This is a genomic window from Thioalkalivibrio thiocyanodenitrificans ARhD 1 (assembly GCF_000378965.1).
In the GTDB taxonomy this organism is placed as follows: domain Bacteria; phylum Pseudomonadota; class Gammaproteobacteria; order Ectothiorhodospirales; family Ectothiorhodospiraceae; genus Thioalkalivibrio_A; species Thioalkalivibrio_A thiocyanodenitrificans.
Window position 1 is genome coordinate 7,203 of sequence record NZ_KB900538.1, and the last position, 18,149, is coordinate 25,351.

Below are 18,149 nucleotides of genomic sequence, written 5' to 3' on the forward strand. Positions count from 1 at the left end.
GCGGCTGGCCCCCCCCGCCGATGAACACGCCCCAGGCCAGCGCCTTGACGGGCTCCTCGAAAAGCGGCGCCCCCCACAGGGCGGCGCCGATCAGCGAGAGGTTCAGGAACACCGGCGTGAAGGCGGGCACAGCGAAGCGCCCGACACTGTTCAGGATCCCGCCCGCCATGGCGGTCAGCGAGATGAACAGCAGGTAGGGGAAGGTCACGCGCAGCATGTCGGCGGCCAGCACCTGGCGGCCGTTCTCCTCGCCCACGAAACCCGGCGCGAAGACCATGATCAGCAGCGGCGCGGCCAGCATGCCGACGGCCGTGACAATGAAGAGCGTCAGCGTGAGCGCGCCGGCGGTATGGTCCAGCAGGTCCGTCAGGGCCTCGCGCCCGCGCTGCTCCCTGTATTCGGCAAATACCGGCACGAAGGCCTGGGAAAAGGCCCCTTCCGCGAACAGCCGGCGCAGAAAGTTGGGGATGCGGAAGGCAACGAAGAAGGCGTCGGTCGACCCGGTCGCCCCGAAACTTATGGCCAGCACCATGTCCCGCAGAAAGCCGAACAGGCGCGAGATGAGCGTCATGCCGCCGACCACGGCGGTGGATTGCAGAAGCCGGCTCTTCAAGGCAGTGGCACGTGGCTGGTTACGAGTGGCAAGGAAGACCCTGACTTTACTGGCTTTTACGTGCCGGTGGCCACCTCTTTGAAGGGTGAGGGGTAAGGGGTGAGGGGTGAGGGGTTCGCGCCTATCCCCTCTCCCCTATCGCCTTGCGCTCATTCGATTTTCAGATACGCAAAGCCTTCCTCGTTCTGAAGCTGCGCAATGCGCACCACGCCGGAGGGGACCAGGTCCACGGCGTCGTAGAGCTCCTCATTAGCCAGCTGGATCGCGGCCCGGGTGATGTCGCACAGCTCCAGTCTTACGCCGTGCATGTTCACCAGGCTCACCAGCCGCCCGCGCAGGTTGTCGCGTTCCTCGGCCAGAGCCTCGTCTTCGGCAAACGGAGTGCCTTCCAGGGGGTTGTCGGTGATGAAACGGATGCCGTGCGAGACGAACACGATGCGCACGTCATAGTCGATGAAGTTGTTCTGGTAATGGGTCACCATGTTGTTGATGCTGGTGAGCATGGCGCTGAATCGGCGTGGATCGGCATAGTCCGCGTGATAGACCACCTTCGCCTCGGCGTCCGCGCGAGCCTGGGGCATGGAGAATCCCATGGCCAGCGCCAGTGCGATGAAAGCCGTCAATGCCAGCCAGGGCGCGCGGTGGCGAGCCTGCGTGCAGCGGGATACTCGGGATATGTTCATGGCGAATCTCCTGGGCGGTTTTCAGACGTCCGGGTCGAGGGAATCCTCATGGACATCGTGTGGGTTTGTTCTGCTATTGTATGGCCACCTAAATTCTCAGACCCGGGGGGGGATTGCAGGGTTCCTTCCCCGAGGCGTTAAGCGGGCGGTCCGTCGGCGCCGGCAGGCCCATACCGGCATTGACAGGAACGTGCCGATCAGGCAAGATCCTCGCCCTTTAGCGTTCGTTGCATCCAGGATTTTTCAGGAGCATTACCTTGGCAAACATTGCATCCGCCCGCAAGCGCGCCCGCCAGGCAGAGAAGAACCGCCAGCACAACGTGGCGCTGCGCTCCCGTTTCCGCACCTCCGTGAAGAAGGTGCTCAAGGCCGTGCAGACCGGCGACAAGGAGGCCGCCCAGGCCGCCCTGAAGGACGCCGTCCCCGTGATCGACGGCACCGCCACCAAGGGCCTGATCCACCCTAACAAGGCCGCCCGCCACAAGAGCCGGCTGAATGCGCGCGTCAAGGCGCTTTAAGCCCTTTTCTGCAGGCAACAAAAAAGCCCGGTCAAGCCGGGCTTTTTTGTTGCCTGCAGAAAAGGGCAGTAGCGAGTGGCAAGGGAAAACACCCTACTTTCCGGCCCTCCCCCGCTTGCGGGGGAGGGCCGGAAAGGAAGTCCTCGCCACTTGAGACTTGAGACTTGCCACTGCCTTAGAGCAGGACCAGATTGTCCCGGTGTATCAGTTCGGGTTCATCCACATACCCAAGGATTCCCTCGATCTCGTCGGCCCGGTGGCGCATGATGCGCCGGGACTCTTCGGCGCTGTAGTTGACCAGCCCCCGGGCCACGGGGCGGCCGTCGGGGTCCAGACAGGTCACCACGTCACCCCGCGTAAAGGTGCCCTTCACATGGGTCACACCCACCGGCAGGAGGCTGCGCCCGGATTCGCGCACCACGCGGGCGGCCCCCGCGTCCAGCAGCAGTTCCCCCTTGGACACCATCTGCCCGGCAATCCACTGCTTGCGGGCGGCGATGGGCTCGCGGTCCGGGCACAGAAGGGTGCCCAGCGGTTCGCCGTCGGCAATGCGTTCCAGCACCCGGGGCTCCCGCCCGGAGGCGATCAGGGTGTAGGTGCCGGACCGCGCGGCGCGGGCCGCCGCCTGAAGCTTGGTGGTCATGCCGCCCCGGCCCAGATGCCCGAAACCGGGGGCGGCCAGCTTGAGCAGCTCCGGGTCTGCGGCCATGCCTTCGGAGATCAGCGTCGCGTCCTGATGGGTCCGGGGATCCCGGTCGAACAGGCCCTGCTGGTCGGTGAGAATCACCAGCACCTGGGCCTCGGTGAGATTGCCCACCAGCGCCGCCAGGGTGTCGTTGTCACCGAACCGGATCTCGTCGGTGGCCACGGTGTCGTTTTCGTTGACCACCGGGATCACGCCCAGGCCGAGCAGGGTGCGCAGAGTGCTGCGGGCGTTGAGGTAGCGGCGGCGGTCGGAGAGGTCGTCGTGGGTGAGCAGTACCTGCGCGGCCCGAAGTCCATGCCGCTGAAATATGCTCTCGTAGGCCTGCACCAGCCCCATCTGTCCCACGGCCGCGGCAGCCTGCAGTTCATGCAGGGCATGGGGGCGGACAGTCCAGCCCAGGCGGCGCATGCCTTCGGCCACGGCGCCGGAGGAGACCAGCACCACCTCGCGTCCGGTGCCGCGCAGGCGCGCGATCTGTTCCGCCCAGGCCGCAAGCGAATCATGATCCAGGCCGCGCCCCTCGTTGGTGAGCAGCGCGCTGCCGATCTTGATGACCCACCGGCGGGCCTTACCCAGTTGTGTCCGTGTCTGTTTCATGGGATTCCAGATACTGCATGATAGCCTGCGTCAGGGCCGGGCAGCCTTCGCCGGTGGCCGCCGAGATGGAGAAGACCGGACCCTCCCAGCCGAGGCGCGCGACCAGTTCCCGGGCGAAGGATTCCCGCTCCTGCGGCGCAATCAGGTCCATCTTGTTGAGCACCAGCCAGCGGGGGCGCTGCGCCAGCTCAGGGCTGAAGCGCTCCAGTTCGCCTGCGATGGTTTCCGCCGCCCGGGCCGGATCCTCCGCAGGATCGGCGGGAGCCACGTCCACCAGGTGCAACAGAAGCCGGGTGCGGGCCAGGTGCTTGAGGAACCGTATACCGAGCCCGGCCCCTTCCGCCGCGCCTTCGATGAGGCCGGGGATGTCCGCCATGACGAAGCTCTGCAGCGGGCCCACGCGAACCACCCCCAGCCCCGGGTGCAGAGTGGTGAAGGGGTAGTCGGCGATCTTGGGGCGGGCACCGGAGACCCGGGTGATCAGGGTGGACTTGCCCGCGTTGGGCAGGCCCAGCAGGCCCACGTCCGCCAGCAGCTTCAGTTCCAGGCGTAACTGGCGGAGTTCCCCCGGCGTGCCCGGCTTGGACTGGCGCGGCGCGCGGTTGGTGGAACTCTTGTAGCGGGTGTTGCCAAGCCCGTGGAAACCACCCTGGGCCACCAGCAGCCGCTGGCCGTCCTCCACCAGATCGCCGATGAGTTCATCGGTCTCCGCGTCGTAGGCCAGGGTGCCCACGGGCACCGGGACCTCGAGGTCCTCGCCGGAGCGTCCGGTCATGTTGCGCCCCGAGCCGTTCTCCCCGCGCATGGCCTCGTAGTGGCGCTGGAAGCGGAAGTCGGCCAGGGTATTCAGGTCGTGGGTGGCCACCAGGTACACGCTGCCCCCGTCGCCGCCGTCGCCCCCGTCCGGGCCACCGAAGGGAATGTATTTCTCGCGACGGAAGCTCACGCAGCCGTTGCCGCCGTCACCGGCCTTGACCCTGATGGTTGCTTCGTCGACGAATTTCATAGGAAGGCGCTAGAGACAAGGTACAGGAGCCAAGATACAAGAGGGGGGGTTACTTGTCTCTTGTCTCTGTGCAATGAAAAAGCCCCGACAGGTCGGGGCTTCACGTGAGTTCCTTAAGGGCTGCCTGACCTCAGGCCTGCACCACACTCACGTATTTCCTGTTCTTGGGACCCTTGGTCTCGAAGACCACGGTACCGTCGGTCGTGGCAAACAGGGTATGGTCCTTGCCGCAGCCCACGTTGGGGCCGGGGTGGAAGCGCGTGCCGCGCTGACGCACCAGGATGTTGCCGGCCAGCACGCTCTGACCGCCGAAGCGCTTCACGCCCAGTCGTTTGGATTCCGAGTCGCGGCCGTTACGGGTGCTGCCGCCTGCCTTTTTGTGTGCCATTTCCTGTTACCTCGTCGACTTCAGGCGGAGATACCGGTGATCTCCACCTCGGTGTAATCCTGACGGTGTCCCATCTGCTTGCGGTGGTGCTTGCGGCGGCGGAACTTGATGATGCTGATCTTCTCGCCGCGGCCATGGGTCTTGACCGTGGCGGTCACCTTGCCGCCCTCGACCCGGGGGGTGCCCACCTTCACGTCGTCGCCGCTGCCGACCAGCAGGACGTCGTCGAATTCCACGGTGGCGCCCGCTTCCGCCTCGAGCTTCTCGATGCGAAGCACGTCGCCCTGGGCGACCCGATACTGTTTGCCACCGGTTGCAATGACCGCGTACATCTTGATGTGTCTCCCGAAAAGGGTCTGGCCAATCCAAAGGAGCGGAATGATACCGGGCGCCCGGGCACAGGTCAAACCCCGCGGAGCCGGGCACCCCGGCGTCCGGAACGCCGCCTCTCACTGCAGCGTCAGGCAGGTCGCCGCTGCCACGAGGGCGTGCCCCGCGGCGGCGCATCCGGGGCACTGCCCCCGGCTCGACAAGCATGACACGGTGCACTAGCATGCGCAGTTCCCAGCCGCCCCCGTGCCGCCCCATGGATCTCGACCAGATACGCGAGCTCGTCGCCGATGACATGAATGCGGTCAATGACCGCATCCGGGAGCGTTTGCAGTCCTCCGTGGTGCTCATCAACCAGCTCGGCGGGTACATCATCAACAGCGGCGGCAAACGGCTGCGCCCGCTGCTGGTGCTGCTCTCGGCCCGGGCCTGCGGCAGCACGGACCTCCGCCACGTGGACCTGGCGGCCATCATCGAGTTCATCCATACCGCCACGCTGCTGCACGATGACGTGGTGGACGCCTCCGAACTGCGCCGGGGCCGCGAGACCGCCAACGCCCTGTTCGGCAACGAGGCCAGTGTCCTGGTCGGCGATTTCCTCTACTCCCGCGCCTTCGAGATGATGGTGGAGATCGGCTCCATGCGGATCATGGAGATCCTCGCCCGCACCACCAACACCATCGCCGAGGGCGAGGTGCTGCAGCTGCTCAACTGCCACGACGCGGACACCACCGAGGACCGCTACATGGAGGTGATCCGCTCCAAGACCGCGAAGCTGTTCGAGGCGGCCGCGCGCATCGGCTCGGTGCTGGGCGGACAGCCGGACCCGGTGGAACGCACCATGGCCGATTACGGCATGCACCTGGGCACCGCCTTCCAGCTCATCGATGACGTGCTCGACTACGGCGCCTCCTCCCAGGAGATGGGCAAGAACATGGGCGATGACCTGGCCGAGGGCAAACCCACCCTCCCCCTGATCCACGCCATGCGGGTGGGCGACCCGGACCAGGCGGGACTGGTGCGCGAGGCCATCGAAAAGGGGGGCCGGAACTACGCGGAACGGGTGCTCGCGATCATTCATGCCACCGGCTCCCTGGAGTACACGCGCTCCGTGGCCGCCTCCGAGGCCTCCCGGGCCGAGGCATGCCTCTCGGTGCTGCCCGAAACGCCGGAACGGGCGGCCCTGGAGGCGCTGGCGCGGTTCTCGGTCGACCGCGGCTTCTAGCCCGGATCCTGCACCAGGGCCGCCACCGACCGGGGCCCGGCGCTCTCATTTCTCTTGTATCCTGCCGCCCGGATCTTGTATCTTGCGCAATTCTTCGGAGTGTAGCTCAGCCTGGTAGAGCACTGCCTTCGGGAGGCAGGGGTCGAAGGTTCGAATCCTTTCACTCCGACCAATTAAATTTCCGAGATCAATCAAGGGCTTAGCGTGATCGCTGAGCCCTTTTTTGTTGCCCATTCCGGACGCTATCCGGCCAATTGGGACAATTTGGGGACAGTGAAAATCGATTTATCGCTATACGCCTCGCCGCCAACGACGACGACGAGGTAATTCATGGCAACGATCACGAAACGGGGGAAGTACTACCAGGTAAGAATCCGCCGGAAGGGCTTTCCGAGCCTGTCCGCCAGCTTTGACAGCGCCAAGGAGGCCCGCGCCTGGACGCGCAAACAGGAAGGGGACATGGATAGGGGCATGTTCCAAGACCCGACGGCTCGCAGCATCACGCTGGCCGAGGTCCTTGAGGGCTACCGAAAGGATGTCGCCCCGATGAAAAAGGGCTGCGAGTCGGAGTTCTCGCGCATCCGGGTACTTCTCAGCGACCGCATCTCGCAATTCTCCCTTGCAAACCTGACTTCCAAGGAGGTGAGGCGGTTCATCGAGCGTCGCTTGGAGACCGTGTGTGGCAGTACCGTAAACCGTGATCTGGCCCTCTTGAGCCGCGCTCTGCGCTACGCTCGTGCCGACTGCGGCATCCCCATGCCGGATAACCCCTTGTTTGGTGTGACGCGGCCCCGGAACAACCCTCACCGAGATCGTCGCTTGCGACCCGGCGAGGAACAACGCCTGATCGCCGCTATCACCGCCGATCAGGAGCGGGACGCCCAGGGGCGTTACGTCACGGGCACACGTAATCCGTGGATCCTGCCCCTGGTCCTGTTGGCCATCGAAACTGCGATGCGGCGGTCGGAACTCCTTGCCATCCAGTGGCAGCACGTAGACCTTGAGCGACGCGTCATCCGCCTCATCACCAGCAAGAATGGCCGTGGGAGGGCGATCCCTTTGTCAACCAAAGCTGTTGCGATTCTCCGTGACCTGCCTCGTAGTGAGGACGGGTGCGTTTTTCCGCTCACCGCGAACGCGATCAAGTGCGCCTGGCGGCGGGTCACCCGGGTTGCCGGCTTGGAAGACCTGCGGTTCCACGACCTTCGTCACGAAGCGACCAGTCGTTACTTCGAAAAGAGGTTGCAGATCATGGAAGTGGCATCCATCACGGGCCATCGGGATCTGAGCATGCTGATGCGATATACGCACCTGAGCCCAAACGATCTTGCCCACAAGCTTGGGTAGGAACACCAGCCAAGCGCCGGGCGGGATCCGGTCCTTTCATGCATCCTGAAGGCCTCCCGCTCGACGCTTGTGCGTGGCGTATTACGTATTACGTATTACGTAATCTACGCCTCACGCGTTGGCCTTCTTGGGTCGCCCGCGCTTTGTTGCAGGGCGGACCTTGGTTGCAGCTGCCGGGGTTGTCGCTTCGCGGGCCGAGGACAGTGCCTCCACGACCCGGGCGAGATCGCATAGACGCCCTTCCAGTCTGCCGACCACGTCCTCAAACCGGTTTGCAAGTTCTGCCTTCTCAGCCGCGAGGGTGCTTGCTTTCTGGATGGCATGGTCGCGTTCCTTCCCGAGCGCATCGTTCTCGGCGAGGAGCCGGGCTACCTCGGCATTCAGGTGGTCGTGAGTCTCGCACATCTCAGTGAGGTCCCTCTGGAGCTCCTCAGACGCTAGCTGGGTGGCTTTCCGGATCTCATCTATACCCGAGCCGGCAATCTGCTGTGACGTTTCCCAGAGATCGTTCAGACAGCGCCGGAACGCGTTCTCCAACGTCTCTGGCACCTTCTGAGCCATCTCCCTCTCGGATCTATTCTCCGATCTCCAACTGTTGAGATGTCTCTGGATGGTGCTGAGGGAACCCGTGTCGCCAAGCTCTCGGCGCACTGCGCCGATGGTGATGTCTTCGCCGCGCTCAAATAGTGACTCGACGGCCGTCTTCACGTCGTCGTACCCAATGCCGTTTCTTGCCATAAATCCCCCACACGCTTGGTTGATGAGAAGACCGACCAGGTGGTCGGTGCGGTGGGTGTAGGTACCGGGGCCCGCACGCCTGTGAGAGTTTCTGGCTGTGGCAGGATAAACGGTTGCCGGAACCCGATGGACGGCGAATATAGCGGCCTTATGCACATGGCTGGGATAGGTTCCTTGAGCGCGGAGAATCGCCCCGTTAATCGTAGCCAAGTAACAGATCCCGCCACACTGGGTAGTCTTCGACGATCAGTCCTGGTGTCATGGTAAGGACGGAAACGTATACGTGTGTCCGAATCAAGTGTCGCTGCTGATCTGTGAGTTGAAGGCTGTCAAACTCTTTCATCATGACGGTGGCAATGCGATCTGTAAGCCGTGCATCTGTAGTGACGAGCTCGATGCTCATCAGCTTGAGATTGTGGGCGTAGATTGGGTTCAGGGGTCCGTGTACAAGGAGGTGCATCAGCTTTCGCATGTCGCTGTGGCGGCGTCGGCTGTGCTCTGCTTCGATCCAGGTGAAACCCGTCGTGCGCACCTGAATGCTGTCGGCGATCTTGCCGCACCAAAGACCGACCGGACACCTCCTCGTATACAGTTCATGTTCGGAGTAGACGTCAGGCCCGTATACATTTCGAACCGTGATTGAATGCCAGTTACACAGAGCACGATGTATCCACCTGCCCATGCGCAGGTCTTTTCCGCTGCGTGCATTGATACCATGCTCCCCAAGGCGCGCGGCCCCGGCGCTGCTAAGGGCGTACCCAGGGACCCCATTGGGGAGCGTAAAGACAAGCACCTGGGAGAGCCGCTTAAGGCGATGCAGAGTCCGCCGCGCCATTTGCGCCTGTTGAGTTCCGCCCGGCCACACCCATTCACCGAGCTGCCTGGATGTGAGCCAACCGAACTTGTGCAGTGCGTGCAGTATGTTGACTTCGTTCTCACATGCGATCACCTGACCAGACTTCATATCAGGTGTGTGCTGTGATGCGTGGGTAGATGTTCCCAGGGGTGCCAGAAGTGATGCGTCAGCGGGTGGCGATGCGAGTGTGTCGGCGTTGCTGTTTGGCTCCTCGTGGCGAACGAGGTTGGTGCGAAATAGCTTGTCGAGCATGGAATGCCTCCTGTTGCGGTTAGGAGGTCTAGCGAAAATTGGAATTGGCTTGCATGATGGCGAGCTCAGCAACGTCCCATGCACCGCACGATCTACCGTATGCGAGGGGTGTATATGAGGGGGAGGTGTCGGGGTCGTCTACGGTGAATGAAGGCTTATGAGCCGCCTGCGGCGGCACCGACACCGGCCGCTTTCCGCTTGGCTGGACGCCAAGCCCGCGGCCTGCCTGGGCTGAACGCCCAGTCTGTCGGTCGTCTATAGGCCCGCCCCTCCGGTCTGCGCTATCGCCTGCGGCGACAGCTTCGCCCTGCGGGAAACCCCTGAACCTCGTGTCGCCATCAGCGCACACTGCATGCCTGCGGCACTTGTGTTTGCTGGGCGAACACATCCGCCCCCAGACGCGCTGACGCGCGTCCGGGGCCCCCTAGCGGATGTTCACGGATTCAGGGGTTTCCCGCAGGGCTCCGGCTGGACGCCGCAGCCGCGGGGCGGGCGGGGCTACGCCCCCCACAAGCCTGCCGCACTGGGGTGCGGCCGCGGGCTGGACGCCCGCTCAGGCTTGCGGCTCCCCCCGCCTTCCGGCGGTTCGGCTAGGGGCCGAACGCGCCTCCAGGGGGCTTGCGCTGAACGCGCATCGCCCCCGCTCGATGTCCTATCGAGCGGCTCCCCCGGCGCGAATCATTACCGATATGCCGCCTGAGGCTTTGGCCGGAGTAGCAGCTATGGTTGTGGGCTGGTACGCCCTGCTGCGTAGGGTAGTCATGCGTTGATTGCGCCTCCAAATGAAGCAGATTAGGGTCCGCTCAATGCCATCCCCCTGTGTGTCCCCGGTCGCTTCACGCGCCATCGGGTGGTCGTCTTTTCTTCTGAGGACACTTGCCCCGGTCCTCATGCTGACGGAGGCAACAGCCGGCGGACGATAGGCTTGAACGGTGCGGGATGGGTAGCATAAACCGCGGGGAGACGAGGCCGATGTGTCGTGTTTGCCTCGTCCGTATCAAGCCATTAAAGTTGGGTCGAAAAGACGGCCAAGGAGTGTGGTCATCTATGGTGCTGCCCATCACATCCTTATCAGTGTGTATCGAGCAGGCCTCGCGCGGCGAGCCCGCCCCGGTTGAGCGCATGGGTGTATATCCGGCGCGTAGTCACGTCGCTGTGGCCTGGGAGTTCCTGCACCGTGTGGATCGACCTACCCCGGGTGGGGTTCTACCCCGTCGCTCCAGCCGCCTTCAAGCTGCGGTGCGGCTTTCCTCGGCTGCGCTTGGCGCTAGCACGAACTGGGAGCTAGTGCCTTGATGACAGAGAATCCTTGGGATCGCGTTGAACAGCACCCGGATGACGAAAGCGCGGGCACCCCCTGGTTCTTCGCGGAGACGTACCTTGAGTTTCATCGGGGCCTTGAAGCACTGCTGCAAGAACTTGAGAAACACCGACAGGCTGTGGAGAAACTCGGGTTAACTGCGTCCCCCTTCGAAGAAGAGGTAGACCATCTGCGCAGTATGGTGGACTGGGGCACGGAAAGGCTTGATGCGACGACTGACTCGCGTCATGGAACTATTGCCGTAACGGGCGTGAGTTATGGGTCTCTGAGGTACCTCAAGGCCGGAGTTCTGTATCGTGCTTTTGACGTAGCGAAGCAGAGGTCAGTCCTCCTAGCTAAAAACAGGGTCGTTCCGAGGAGTGTCCTTCGAAGCTTTGACACGCGGATCGAACAGCTTCGAGGTATGGCCGAGATGGGCAAACTCAGTGGACTGAAGCCAGCCGATGTCCTGTTTGAACTGACTGAAGCGCAGGTACCCGCAGGCGATCTGCCGCCACCTCCAAGACTCTTGCAAGCACTACCGCCATCAACGGTTGTGTCGGAGGTCGTAGTAGTCGACGAAGTGCTGAGGAAGCGTTGTCTTCCTTTGCTTCGCGCAATCGACGAAGTAGGAGGAAATGACCAGTATGACTCCGTTATTCGAGAGATGAGCGTGGTCTTGGAGGACAGGGTGCGTGAGATGTCAAGGCACGCGGGCAACGCCTCCGGAGCCGAGCTTCTGGGAATCACAATGGCTCGTGATCCAGTGCTGATTCGATTCAGCCCGGAAAAACACGTCCAAGAAGCGGCGCACTTGTTCTTCCGAGGGTATTCAGGCCTAGTGCGAAACGATGTCATGCATCGCGTCGTCGAGAGCTACACCAGAGAGCGAATGGTGCAACTCCTCGGGACGGTGGACTACCTGCTGTACCTCTTGTCCCAGGCCGAGGTGTCACCCTTAGGAGCGCCATAAAGGTGCCCGCCGAAAAGTCGATCGACACGGATGTCCTATCGGCGGGCTTCGCCCGCCTACTGCTCACCGCCCGTGTCCGACGTTGGCCGATAGAAGGGGATAATGACTATGAGCGCAAGATTAACGATGCAGACGGCAACGTACAGCTTCATTAGGAGCAAAGATATTTCCGGGTTCCTGAGTAGGAACCGTGCCAGCACCGATGCCCGGCAGGCACTTGAACAATGGCGCGCGGCGCGTCCCGGGCGTGGGTATGAAGTCATGTTAAGTGAAGATGAACTGTTACTTGCAAGGCTATCCTGGGAGGATAGCGATGAAGACGCCGGGCCGGATCTTGATGGTCAATGCGGGCAAGTTGGCGTTGAAAGGAGTTTCGAAGGTGCCTGACCATTTTCGTGGATCAGATGCGAAAGCCGCCCAACAATGCGCTCCAATCGGCATCCCTTCTGCCTCTTCGCGGCTCCAGGACCACGGCGGAGCGCGGACATTGTACATATATGATACTGAGATGATGAAATGAGATTTATAGTTAAAGTCGGCAGCGATAGCCCCGCCGAGGAACCTTCGATTCCTGAAGAGGATCTACCTTTATTACTATATCATTACTGTACCATGGAGTCGTTTTTAGCAATTATTCAAAGCAAACGAATTAGGCTATCGAACTCTTTTATACTAAACGACTCTAGAGAAAATACATGGATAAACAATTATATTAACCAAGCAATATCAGACTTCAAAACTAACGAAACTGAAAAGTTCGTAGACGGATTTATTGAATTGTATAATGGCTATAAATTCACGCCATACGTGTCATGCTTTTCCAAAGATGGTGATTCTTTGAGCCAGTGGAGAGCTTATTCGAATGATGCAACTGGAGTTGCGATTGGCTTTAAGCCTAAGTCGACGTCCCCCCATGTTGAGTAGCGCTGGCATTTAGAGTCCGGTTGCCACGGTAGCCGATGCCACGGCCAGTTTTCTTGCATAAGCAGCGGGCGTGAGCCCGCCCAGTCCTTTCTTCGGGCGCTCCTCGTTGTACTCGCGCCGCCAGCCCTCGATGATCTGCTGCGCATGAGCCAGGCTTACAAACCAGTGTTCGTTCAAACATTCATCCCGCAAGCGCCCATTGAACGATTCGATGTACGCGTTCTGGTTCGGCTTTCCAGGCTCAATCAGCCGCAACGCCACCCCTTGGGTATGCGCCCACGTCAGCATGGCTCGGCCGCAAAACTCCTTCCCATTGTCCGTACGCATCACCTGCGGCAGATCGCGCGTCAGAGCCACCCGATCGAGAATCCGCGTCAGCAACTGGCCCCCGATAGCCCGCTCCGCAACCACTGCCACCGACTCATGGGTGGCGTCATCCACAATCGTCAGACACTTGATCACCCGACCATCGGCACTGCGGTCGAACACGAAGTCCATGGACCAGACCTGGTTCGCAGCCCTGGGACGCACCAGCGGCTGGCGCTCTCCCGCCGCCACCTTCTTGCGCTTGCGCCGGCGAAGCTGGAGCCGTGCCTCGCCATAGAGACGCTCGACACGCTTGTGGTTGACCACCAAACCCTCCTGGCGCAGCTTCAGATAGATCATCCCCGCCCCGTAACGCCGGTGGCGATGCGCAAGCGACACGATCCTCTGGCGCAGCTCCACATTGCGGTCCGGGGCCGCTCGGTAGCGCATACTGCTCGCGCTCATGGCCACGCAGCGAAGCGCATGGCGCTCCGTGAGGCCCCGAGCACACATCCAGCGCACCACCTCCCGCCGCGACGGTGCGCCTACCACTTTTTTCGCAGCACCTCACGGGTCACCTCCTGCTCCAGGAGTGCCTCCGCCAACAGCTTCTTGAGCCGCGCATTCTCCTGCTCCAGCGCCTTCAGCCGCCTGGCCTCAGAGACATCCAGCCCCCCGAACTTGCTGCGCCAGAGGTAGAAACTCGCCTCCGAGAACCCGTGCCGCCGGCACAGCTCCTTGACCGCCAGACCCGCCTCCGCCTCACGCAGAAACCCAATGATCTGCTCCTCCGAAAACCGCTTCTTCATGCCCAACCTCCTTCCGATCAGGGGATTGGACTCCAAATCTGCGTGCTACTCAAATACGGGAGGACGTCGAAGTCATTTAATATAAAGTTTCGGCCTCCATTTCCCAATATAAATTTGGACCAAACTCTTGGATTCGTCCCGGTAATATATGGCCATGAATCTCAAGAAGAATTAACTAAAAATGTGTTCCCTGAAACATATAAGAGATATAAAGCTGGTAAAATGGATAAAGAAAATGCTCTTATAAGTTGTGTATATAATTTTAAGAAATTCGCTCCAATTTTCAAGAATCCAGCTTTTCAAGAAGAGTCTGAGTGGAGAATTATTCATACTCCTTTGGTGTTAGGCGACGCTGATGGAAACCTGGAACTACAGTCAGCGTGCTCGGAGATCGGTTACAGAGTAACTAATAATAAGATAATTACACATTTCGAACTTCCTCTTGCCTCTTCGCAACAATACCCAATAGGAGAAATCGTGCTTGGCCCCAAGAATATTTGTGAAGAGTCTTTAATCGAGTTGCTATTGAATGATAATGGATTTAAGAATATAGCCATCTTAAGATCAAGGGCGTCCTACAGATAAATATACAACCAGTCGTTTCACGCGGACTCATGGAAGCTCGGGGGCGGCCTGTACGTTAGCTGCGCATGAAGATCACCGGAAAACAGAGACACTCATGATCCGGTTGGCAATCCGGATCATGGGGTAGTCCTCCCGTGTTGAGTGGCAGTGGCATTTTGAGTTGGGCTTTCCGGTTGCAGTGCTACGTGGAACGGTGAAGACCCTGTAGGTCTTCACTATACGACGTTCCACAGCCCTTCCTGTTGCTTCGCTTGGCCGAGGACTGCCAGCGCCTCTAGAACCTGTTCCACCGCTTTAGTGGGCTTGCGTTTGAAGTGATTGGCGAGGGCGTCGAGAGTTTGCGGGCCATTGCCGAGCAGGGCGCGGATGGTTTGTACCTGTTCGGGCATGGTTTTGGGCCAGGTTTGTTTGCCGCTGCTGGGGGCGGTGGGTTGGCTGACTTGCTCTTCAATGTCGAGCCTGGCGCTTTGCGGGCTGGGGGTGGCCTGGGTCTTGGGGGCCTGGTATTCGTGGCGGAGCCAGCGGATGTGGCCTTGAGCTTCTTCGGCGGCGCGCTGGGCGTTTAGCTCGACGAGGCGGATGAGGAGGGTTTCCTCGGCTTCAGCCTGCTCGGCGGGTTTGTTGGGCAGCGGGGTGGTGGCGCCGGGTTTGCCGACCAATTGGTCGGCAAGATCGCTCCAGCTGTAGGCGTCGAACACAGCTTGGTCGAGGTCGTCGTGCAGTTCGCGCAGCAGGGAGACGACGCCCTGTTGGTGGATGGTCTTTTCTTTGGCGCTCAGGGGTTCCTCTGCACGGATCTTTTCCAGTACGTTGTAGATTCCGGTGAGGGTGAGATCAGGGTGGTCGACCTGTACCTGTTTGCGGTGGGTGTCGATCTTTTCGGCCAGGTCGCCGATGGCGTTGGCCCGGGATTCGGTGAGTTCCGGGAAGGGGAAGGTTTCGAAGCAGCGTGTTTTGTTGTAGCGGGCATCATTACCCATTCCCAGACGTCCACCAGTTGCCAGAGCCCATGCCACATGGATTCGAGTGGAGAGAACACCGTGTACAGCGGCATCATCACTAGCGATATTAACCAGCATGTTGTCTGGAAGTATGTCGGCATCGAGGAACTGGAAGACTCGATGTCTGGTGGTTTCCACCGTGGCAATATACTTGTTAAGGCCACGTGACATCTGACGCCACTCCCTGCGAGCTTCACCAAATATCCACCAGTTGTCACGATATGTTGAACGTTTGTTCTGGTCTCGCTCAGGCTTTACCCGCTCAAGTACCCACTGGTATACGGCAGGAAACTGGGCTTTTACTCCATCGAGAGTGTGACCGAACAGGTCAATGACCATCACACCACGTGGGCTCTGAGTGAGATCTCGCCCATTGCGATATGCTCGGATTACGCTTGATAGCTCTGCTTGTTTTCCCAGTCCGAGCTGCGTGGCCTCTTCCGGGCTAACGATGAAGCCGGAACCATGCAGTTTTACGCCGGGGGAGCTGATCTCGCTGTTCGACAATAAGGCGCCAGCCCCCGCCACATTCGCCCCCACCGACAAATCCGCAAACAATTTGCCACGGCGCTTGCCCAGCTGCACCGAGCGGGCATCTTCGTCGTCGCTGCTTTCGCTGGTGACGTGGCGCAGTACCCCGGGCTGATCACCCGCTGAGCCAACGGTCATGGCAATACGCACGGCGGCGCCGTCGTTAGCCTCTACCCAGGGGTGGTCAGGGATAGCGAAGAGCAGTGACAGGGGCTTCTTGCTGTCGTTCAGATGGGGTTCGAGTATGCGGCGGTTGAAGGTTTGGCGCAGGCTGTTGGTAGTGATGAAGCCAAAGCGTTGGGCCTGGCCGTGGCGGACCTTGTGAGCGGCGATGTTCCACCAGTACATGACGAAGTCGGCGGAGTCAGGGACTTCGCCGGAATAGACATTGCGCACGGCATCGACGTAGCCGTCGCCGAGGGCGCGGCGCATGGTGGCGGCGCCGATGAATGGCGGATTCCCAACGATGTATTCCGCCTCAGGCCATTCGGCCTTGCTAGGATTGTGGTAGCGGTAGACGGGAATGCGCTGGGCCTCATCCGGGATCAATTCGCTGGTGATGGGGCTGGGTTTGTAGCTGATGCCGTCCCAGAGGGTGACAGGGTTGCCGTTGTCATCGAGCATCTCTTCGCGGCCGTCGTACTCTATGAGGGCGTCGCGGTTCTCGATGTTCTTGAAGTCGCGCAGGATGGGGTCGGGCAGTTCCAGTCCGCCATGGATGCGGAAGTGCCATTGCAGGTAGCCGATCCAGAGGACGATCTCGGCGATGGCGGCGGCGCGGGGGTTGAGTTCGAGGCCGAGAAATTGATGTGGATCGACGGTGAGGCCGCCGGCTTCCATGGCCATCTGTCCGCCGCTCAGATCGCTGATGAGATTCTGCACCTCGCCTTCGAGGCGTTTCATGTGTTCCAGGGCAACGTAGAGGAAGTTGCCGCTGCCGCAGGCGGGGTCGAGCACGCGGGTATGGCAGAGTTGGTGGTGGAAATCGCGCAGCTCTTTGAGGGCCTTGTCGGGCTTGTTTTGTTGCAGGTGCGCGGCGGCGGCGACCTGGACGTTGTTCCACTGTTCGCGCAGAGGGTCGATGAGGGTGGGCATGACCAGCCGTTCGACGTAAGCGCGCGGGGTGTAGTGGGCGCCGAGTTTGTGGCGTTCGCGCGGGTCGAGGGCGCGTTCAAGCAGGGTACCGAAGATGGCGGGCTCGACCTGGCTCCAGTCGTGCTTGGCGGCGTTGATGAGGAGCTGGATCTGTTCGGCATTGAGTGGGATGGGATTGATGTTTAGGAACAGGCCGCCGTTGAAGCATTGGATCTGACTGTTGAGCAGGCCGCTGTAGCCGCCGGTGTTCATGGTTTCCCAGAGGGATTTGATCGCGTCGGGGAAGTGTTGCGGGGTCTCCTTGAGCCGTTCGAGCATGGCGGTGAACCGGCCCTTGGCGATGAGATCCACGTCTTCGCTGAACATGGTAAACAGGCAGCGCTTGAGAAAGTGGGCAACACGCTCGACCTGGTAGCCGTTCTGTTCCAGGGAGCGGGCTAGATCGGCCAGAGTGCGGCTGAGGTCGCGGGTGACGCGGGCGGCGTGTTTGCTGGGGTCGAGTCGATCAGGGTCGAGCCAGAGCAGGCGCAGGCGTTGCTGGATGGCGGGCTTGCGCAGATCGTGTAGGTGGATGCGGTGGTGCCCCGGATCGGGATAGGGTACGTAACTGCCCCCGGAGCGGGAGAACTCGGCGTAGAGTTCGAGAGAGCGGCCCACATCGGTGACGACGATAAACGGCGGGCGGCCTTCCTTGTTTGGCAGGGCGCGGACGTACCGATCCGCCTGGCTGTGGGCGGCCAGCATGGCTTTGTCCCAGCCCTTGCTGGCCATGTCCTTGTTGGTCTTCTTGGCCTCCAGTACGAAGCAGCCGCGCTTGTAGAGATCGATAAAGCCGGAGCTGCGACTGCCATCGGCGTGGCGCAGGTCTACCTTGTGTTCAAAGACGTAAGTGCCTTTGTCGGTGCTGGCACTGGAGGGATCTGGCTGGGGCAGGTCGAGCAGGGCGCACAGCTCGGTGAGAAAGAGCTGAAATGTGGCCCTCTCCCCTCCGGTATTAGCCTCCCAGCGGGCAATGAAGTCGTTGAGGGTGTCCTCAGTGATGGCCGGATGTTCGGGGGTCCCTGCGAGGGCCATTCGGGTTTCCTGTCTGTCGTTCTTGGGCGATTGTAGCAGGATTGTGTGTGACGTTCGCCAGCGGGTCCGGCCAAGGCATCTCATTGATATGGTAGAGATAAGTCTAAGTTTTGCGCCTTGCATTCAACCGTGATGTGCAACACCTGGCACATGGGGGTTAATGTCATCCCTCGATCTCCCTTGTAACGAGGTCTAACCACAGTAATTGATTGATATTGAGTTAGATGGGTACTCCTTGGCGTGCAAAGTGCCGTTAACAAAGGTGTTGGCCTTGAACCACCCCGGGTATCGC

General features: G+C 60.9%; 16 protein-coding genes and 1 tRNA gene. 7 read left to right on the forward strand and 10 right to left on the reverse strand.

Annotated elements, in window-relative coordinates:
- Both murJ and THITHI_RS0118015 read right to left on the reverse strand, forming a co-directional pair.
- Positions 1-571 (reverse strand): murein biosynthesis integral membrane protein MurJ (gene murJ / locus THITHI_RS19580; protein WP_332252232.1); only part of this gene is annotated, 571 nt, incomplete at its 3' end.
- Positions 572-762: 191 nt separating this feature from the next.
- Positions 763-1,296, reverse strand: a complete 534-nt coding sequence (locus tag THITHI_RS0118015) for a DsrE family protein (protein ID WP_018232924.1) — start codon at positions 1,294-1,296, stop codon at positions 763-765.
- A gap of 257 nt (positions 1,297-1,553) precedes the next feature.
- Between THITHI_RS0118015 and rpsT the strand changes: the two genes are divergently transcribed.
- Positions 1,554-1,814, forward strand: coding sequence for a 30S ribosomal protein S20 (gene rpsT, locus THITHI_RS0118020; RefSeq protein WP_018232925.1), 261 nt, complete (start codon positions 1,554-1,556; stop codon positions 1,812-1,814).
- A gap of 175 nt (positions 1,815-1,989) precedes the next feature.
- On the opposite strand, the gene proB is transcribed toward rpsT, so the two are convergent.
- The 4 genes from proB to rplU all read right to left on the reverse strand — a co-directional run bounded on the left by proB (position 1,990) and on the right by rplU (position 4,843).
- Positions 1,990-3,117, reverse strand: a complete 1,128-nt coding sequence (gene proB / locus THITHI_RS0118025; protein ID WP_018232926.1) for a glutamate 5-kinase — start codon at positions 3,115-3,117, stop codon at positions 1,990-1,992.
- Positions 3,089-4,123 (reverse strand): Obg family GTPase CgtA, encoded by a 1,035-nt coding sequence (gene cgtA, locus THITHI_RS0118030; protein WP_018232927.1) that lies wholly within the window; start codon positions 4,121-4,123, stop codon positions 3,089-3,091. Before cgtA ends, proB begins: the two co-directional genes overlap by 29 nt.
- A 130-nt stretch (positions 4,124-4,253) precedes the next feature.
- Positions 4,254-4,511, reverse strand: coding sequence for a 50S ribosomal protein L27 (gene rpmA, locus THITHI_RS0118035; RefSeq protein ID WP_018232928.1), 258 nt, complete (start codon positions 4,509-4,511; stop codon positions 4,254-4,256).
- A 20-nt stretch (positions 4,512-4,531) separates the two neighbouring features.
- Positions 4,532-4,843: a 50S ribosomal protein L21 gene (rplU, locus tag THITHI_RS0118040; RefSeq protein ID WP_018232929.1), complete on the reverse strand. Its 312-nt coding sequence runs from the start codon at positions 4,841-4,843 to the stop codon at positions 4,532-4,534.
- A 254-nt stretch (positions 4,844-5,097) separates the two neighbouring features.
- Between rplU and ispB the strand changes: the two genes are divergently transcribed.
- The 3 genes from ispB to THITHI_RS0118055 all read left to right on the forward strand — a co-directional run bounded on the left by ispB (position 5,098) and on the right by THITHI_RS0118055 (position 7,413).
- Positions 5,098-6,066, forward strand: a complete 969-nt coding sequence (gene ispB / locus THITHI_RS0118045; protein WP_018232930.1) for an octaprenyl diphosphate synthase — start codon at positions 5,098-5,100, stop codon at positions 6,064-6,066.
- A gap of 95 nt (positions 6,067-6,161) precedes the next feature.
- Positions 6,162-6,238: transfer RNA gene (locus tag THITHI_RS0118050), tRNA-Pro, on the forward strand.
- A gap of 158 nt (positions 6,239-6,396) precedes the next feature.
- A complete protein-coding gene (locus tag THITHI_RS0118055; RefSeq protein WP_018234457.1) occupies positions 6,397-7,413 on the forward strand; it encodes a site-specific integrase in 1,017 nt (338 codons plus the stop codon).
- Between the two features lie 111 nt (positions 7,414-7,524).
- Here the strand turns inward: THITHI_RS0118055 and THITHI_RS0118060 are convergent, their stop codons facing one another.
- Positions 7,525-8,151 (reverse strand): DNA-binding protein, encoded by a 627-nt coding sequence (locus tag THITHI_RS0118060; protein WP_018234458.1) that lies wholly within the window; start codon positions 8,149-8,151, stop codon positions 7,525-7,527.
- A gap of 196 nt (positions 8,152-8,347) precedes the next feature.
- The gene (locus THITHI_RS0118065; protein WP_156820710.1) at positions 8,348-9,259 is read right to left on the reverse strand and encodes a hypothetical protein; all 912 of its coding nucleotides are present in this window, start codon (positions 9,257-9,259) and stop codon (positions 8,348-8,350) included.
- Positions 9,260-10,554: 1,295 nt separating this feature from the next.
- Here THITHI_RS0118065 and THITHI_RS0118070 point away from each other — a divergent pair.
- Positions 10,555-11,532 carry a TIGR02391 family protein gene (locus THITHI_RS0118070; protein WP_018234460.1) on the forward strand — a complete coding sequence of 326 codons (978 nt, stop codon included), beginning with the start codon at positions 10,555-10,557 and terminating at the stop codon, positions 11,530-11,532.
- Positions 11,533-11,640: 108 nt separating this feature from the next.
- Positions 11,641-11,919: a hypothetical protein gene (locus THITHI_RS20720; protein ID WP_156820711.1), complete on the forward strand. Its 279-nt coding sequence runs from the start codon at positions 11,641-11,643 to the stop codon at positions 11,917-11,919.
- A gap of 546 nt (positions 11,920-12,465) precedes the next feature.
- On the opposite strand, the gene THITHI_RS0118080 is transcribed toward THITHI_RS20720, so the two are convergent.
- A protein-coding gene (locus THITHI_RS0118080) for an IS3 family transposase (RefSeq protein ID WP_156820551.1) occupies positions 12,466-13,571 on the reverse strand; the annotation gives its coding sequence in 2 pieces (ribosomal slippage) (positions 12,466-13,313 and positions 13,313-13,571; 1,107 coding nt in all).
- 42 nt (positions 13,572-13,613) lie between these two features.
- On the opposite strand from THITHI_RS0118080, the gene THITHI_RS21225 reads away from it, so the two are divergent.
- The gene (locus tag THITHI_RS21225) at positions 13,614-14,156 is read left to right on the forward strand and encodes a DUF2971 domain-containing protein (protein ID WP_198005665.1); all 543 of its coding nucleotides are present in this window, start codon (positions 13,614-13,616) and stop codon (positions 14,154-14,156) included.
- 215 nt (positions 14,157-14,371) lie between these two features.
- On the opposite strand, the gene THITHI_RS0118090 is transcribed toward THITHI_RS21225, so the two are convergent.
- Positions 14,372-17,857 (reverse strand): class I SAM-dependent DNA methyltransferase, encoded by a 3,486-nt coding sequence (locus THITHI_RS0118090; protein ID WP_018234462.1) that lies wholly within the window; start codon positions 17,855-17,857, stop codon positions 14,372-14,374.
- Positions 17,858-18,149: the final 292 nt, after the last annotated feature.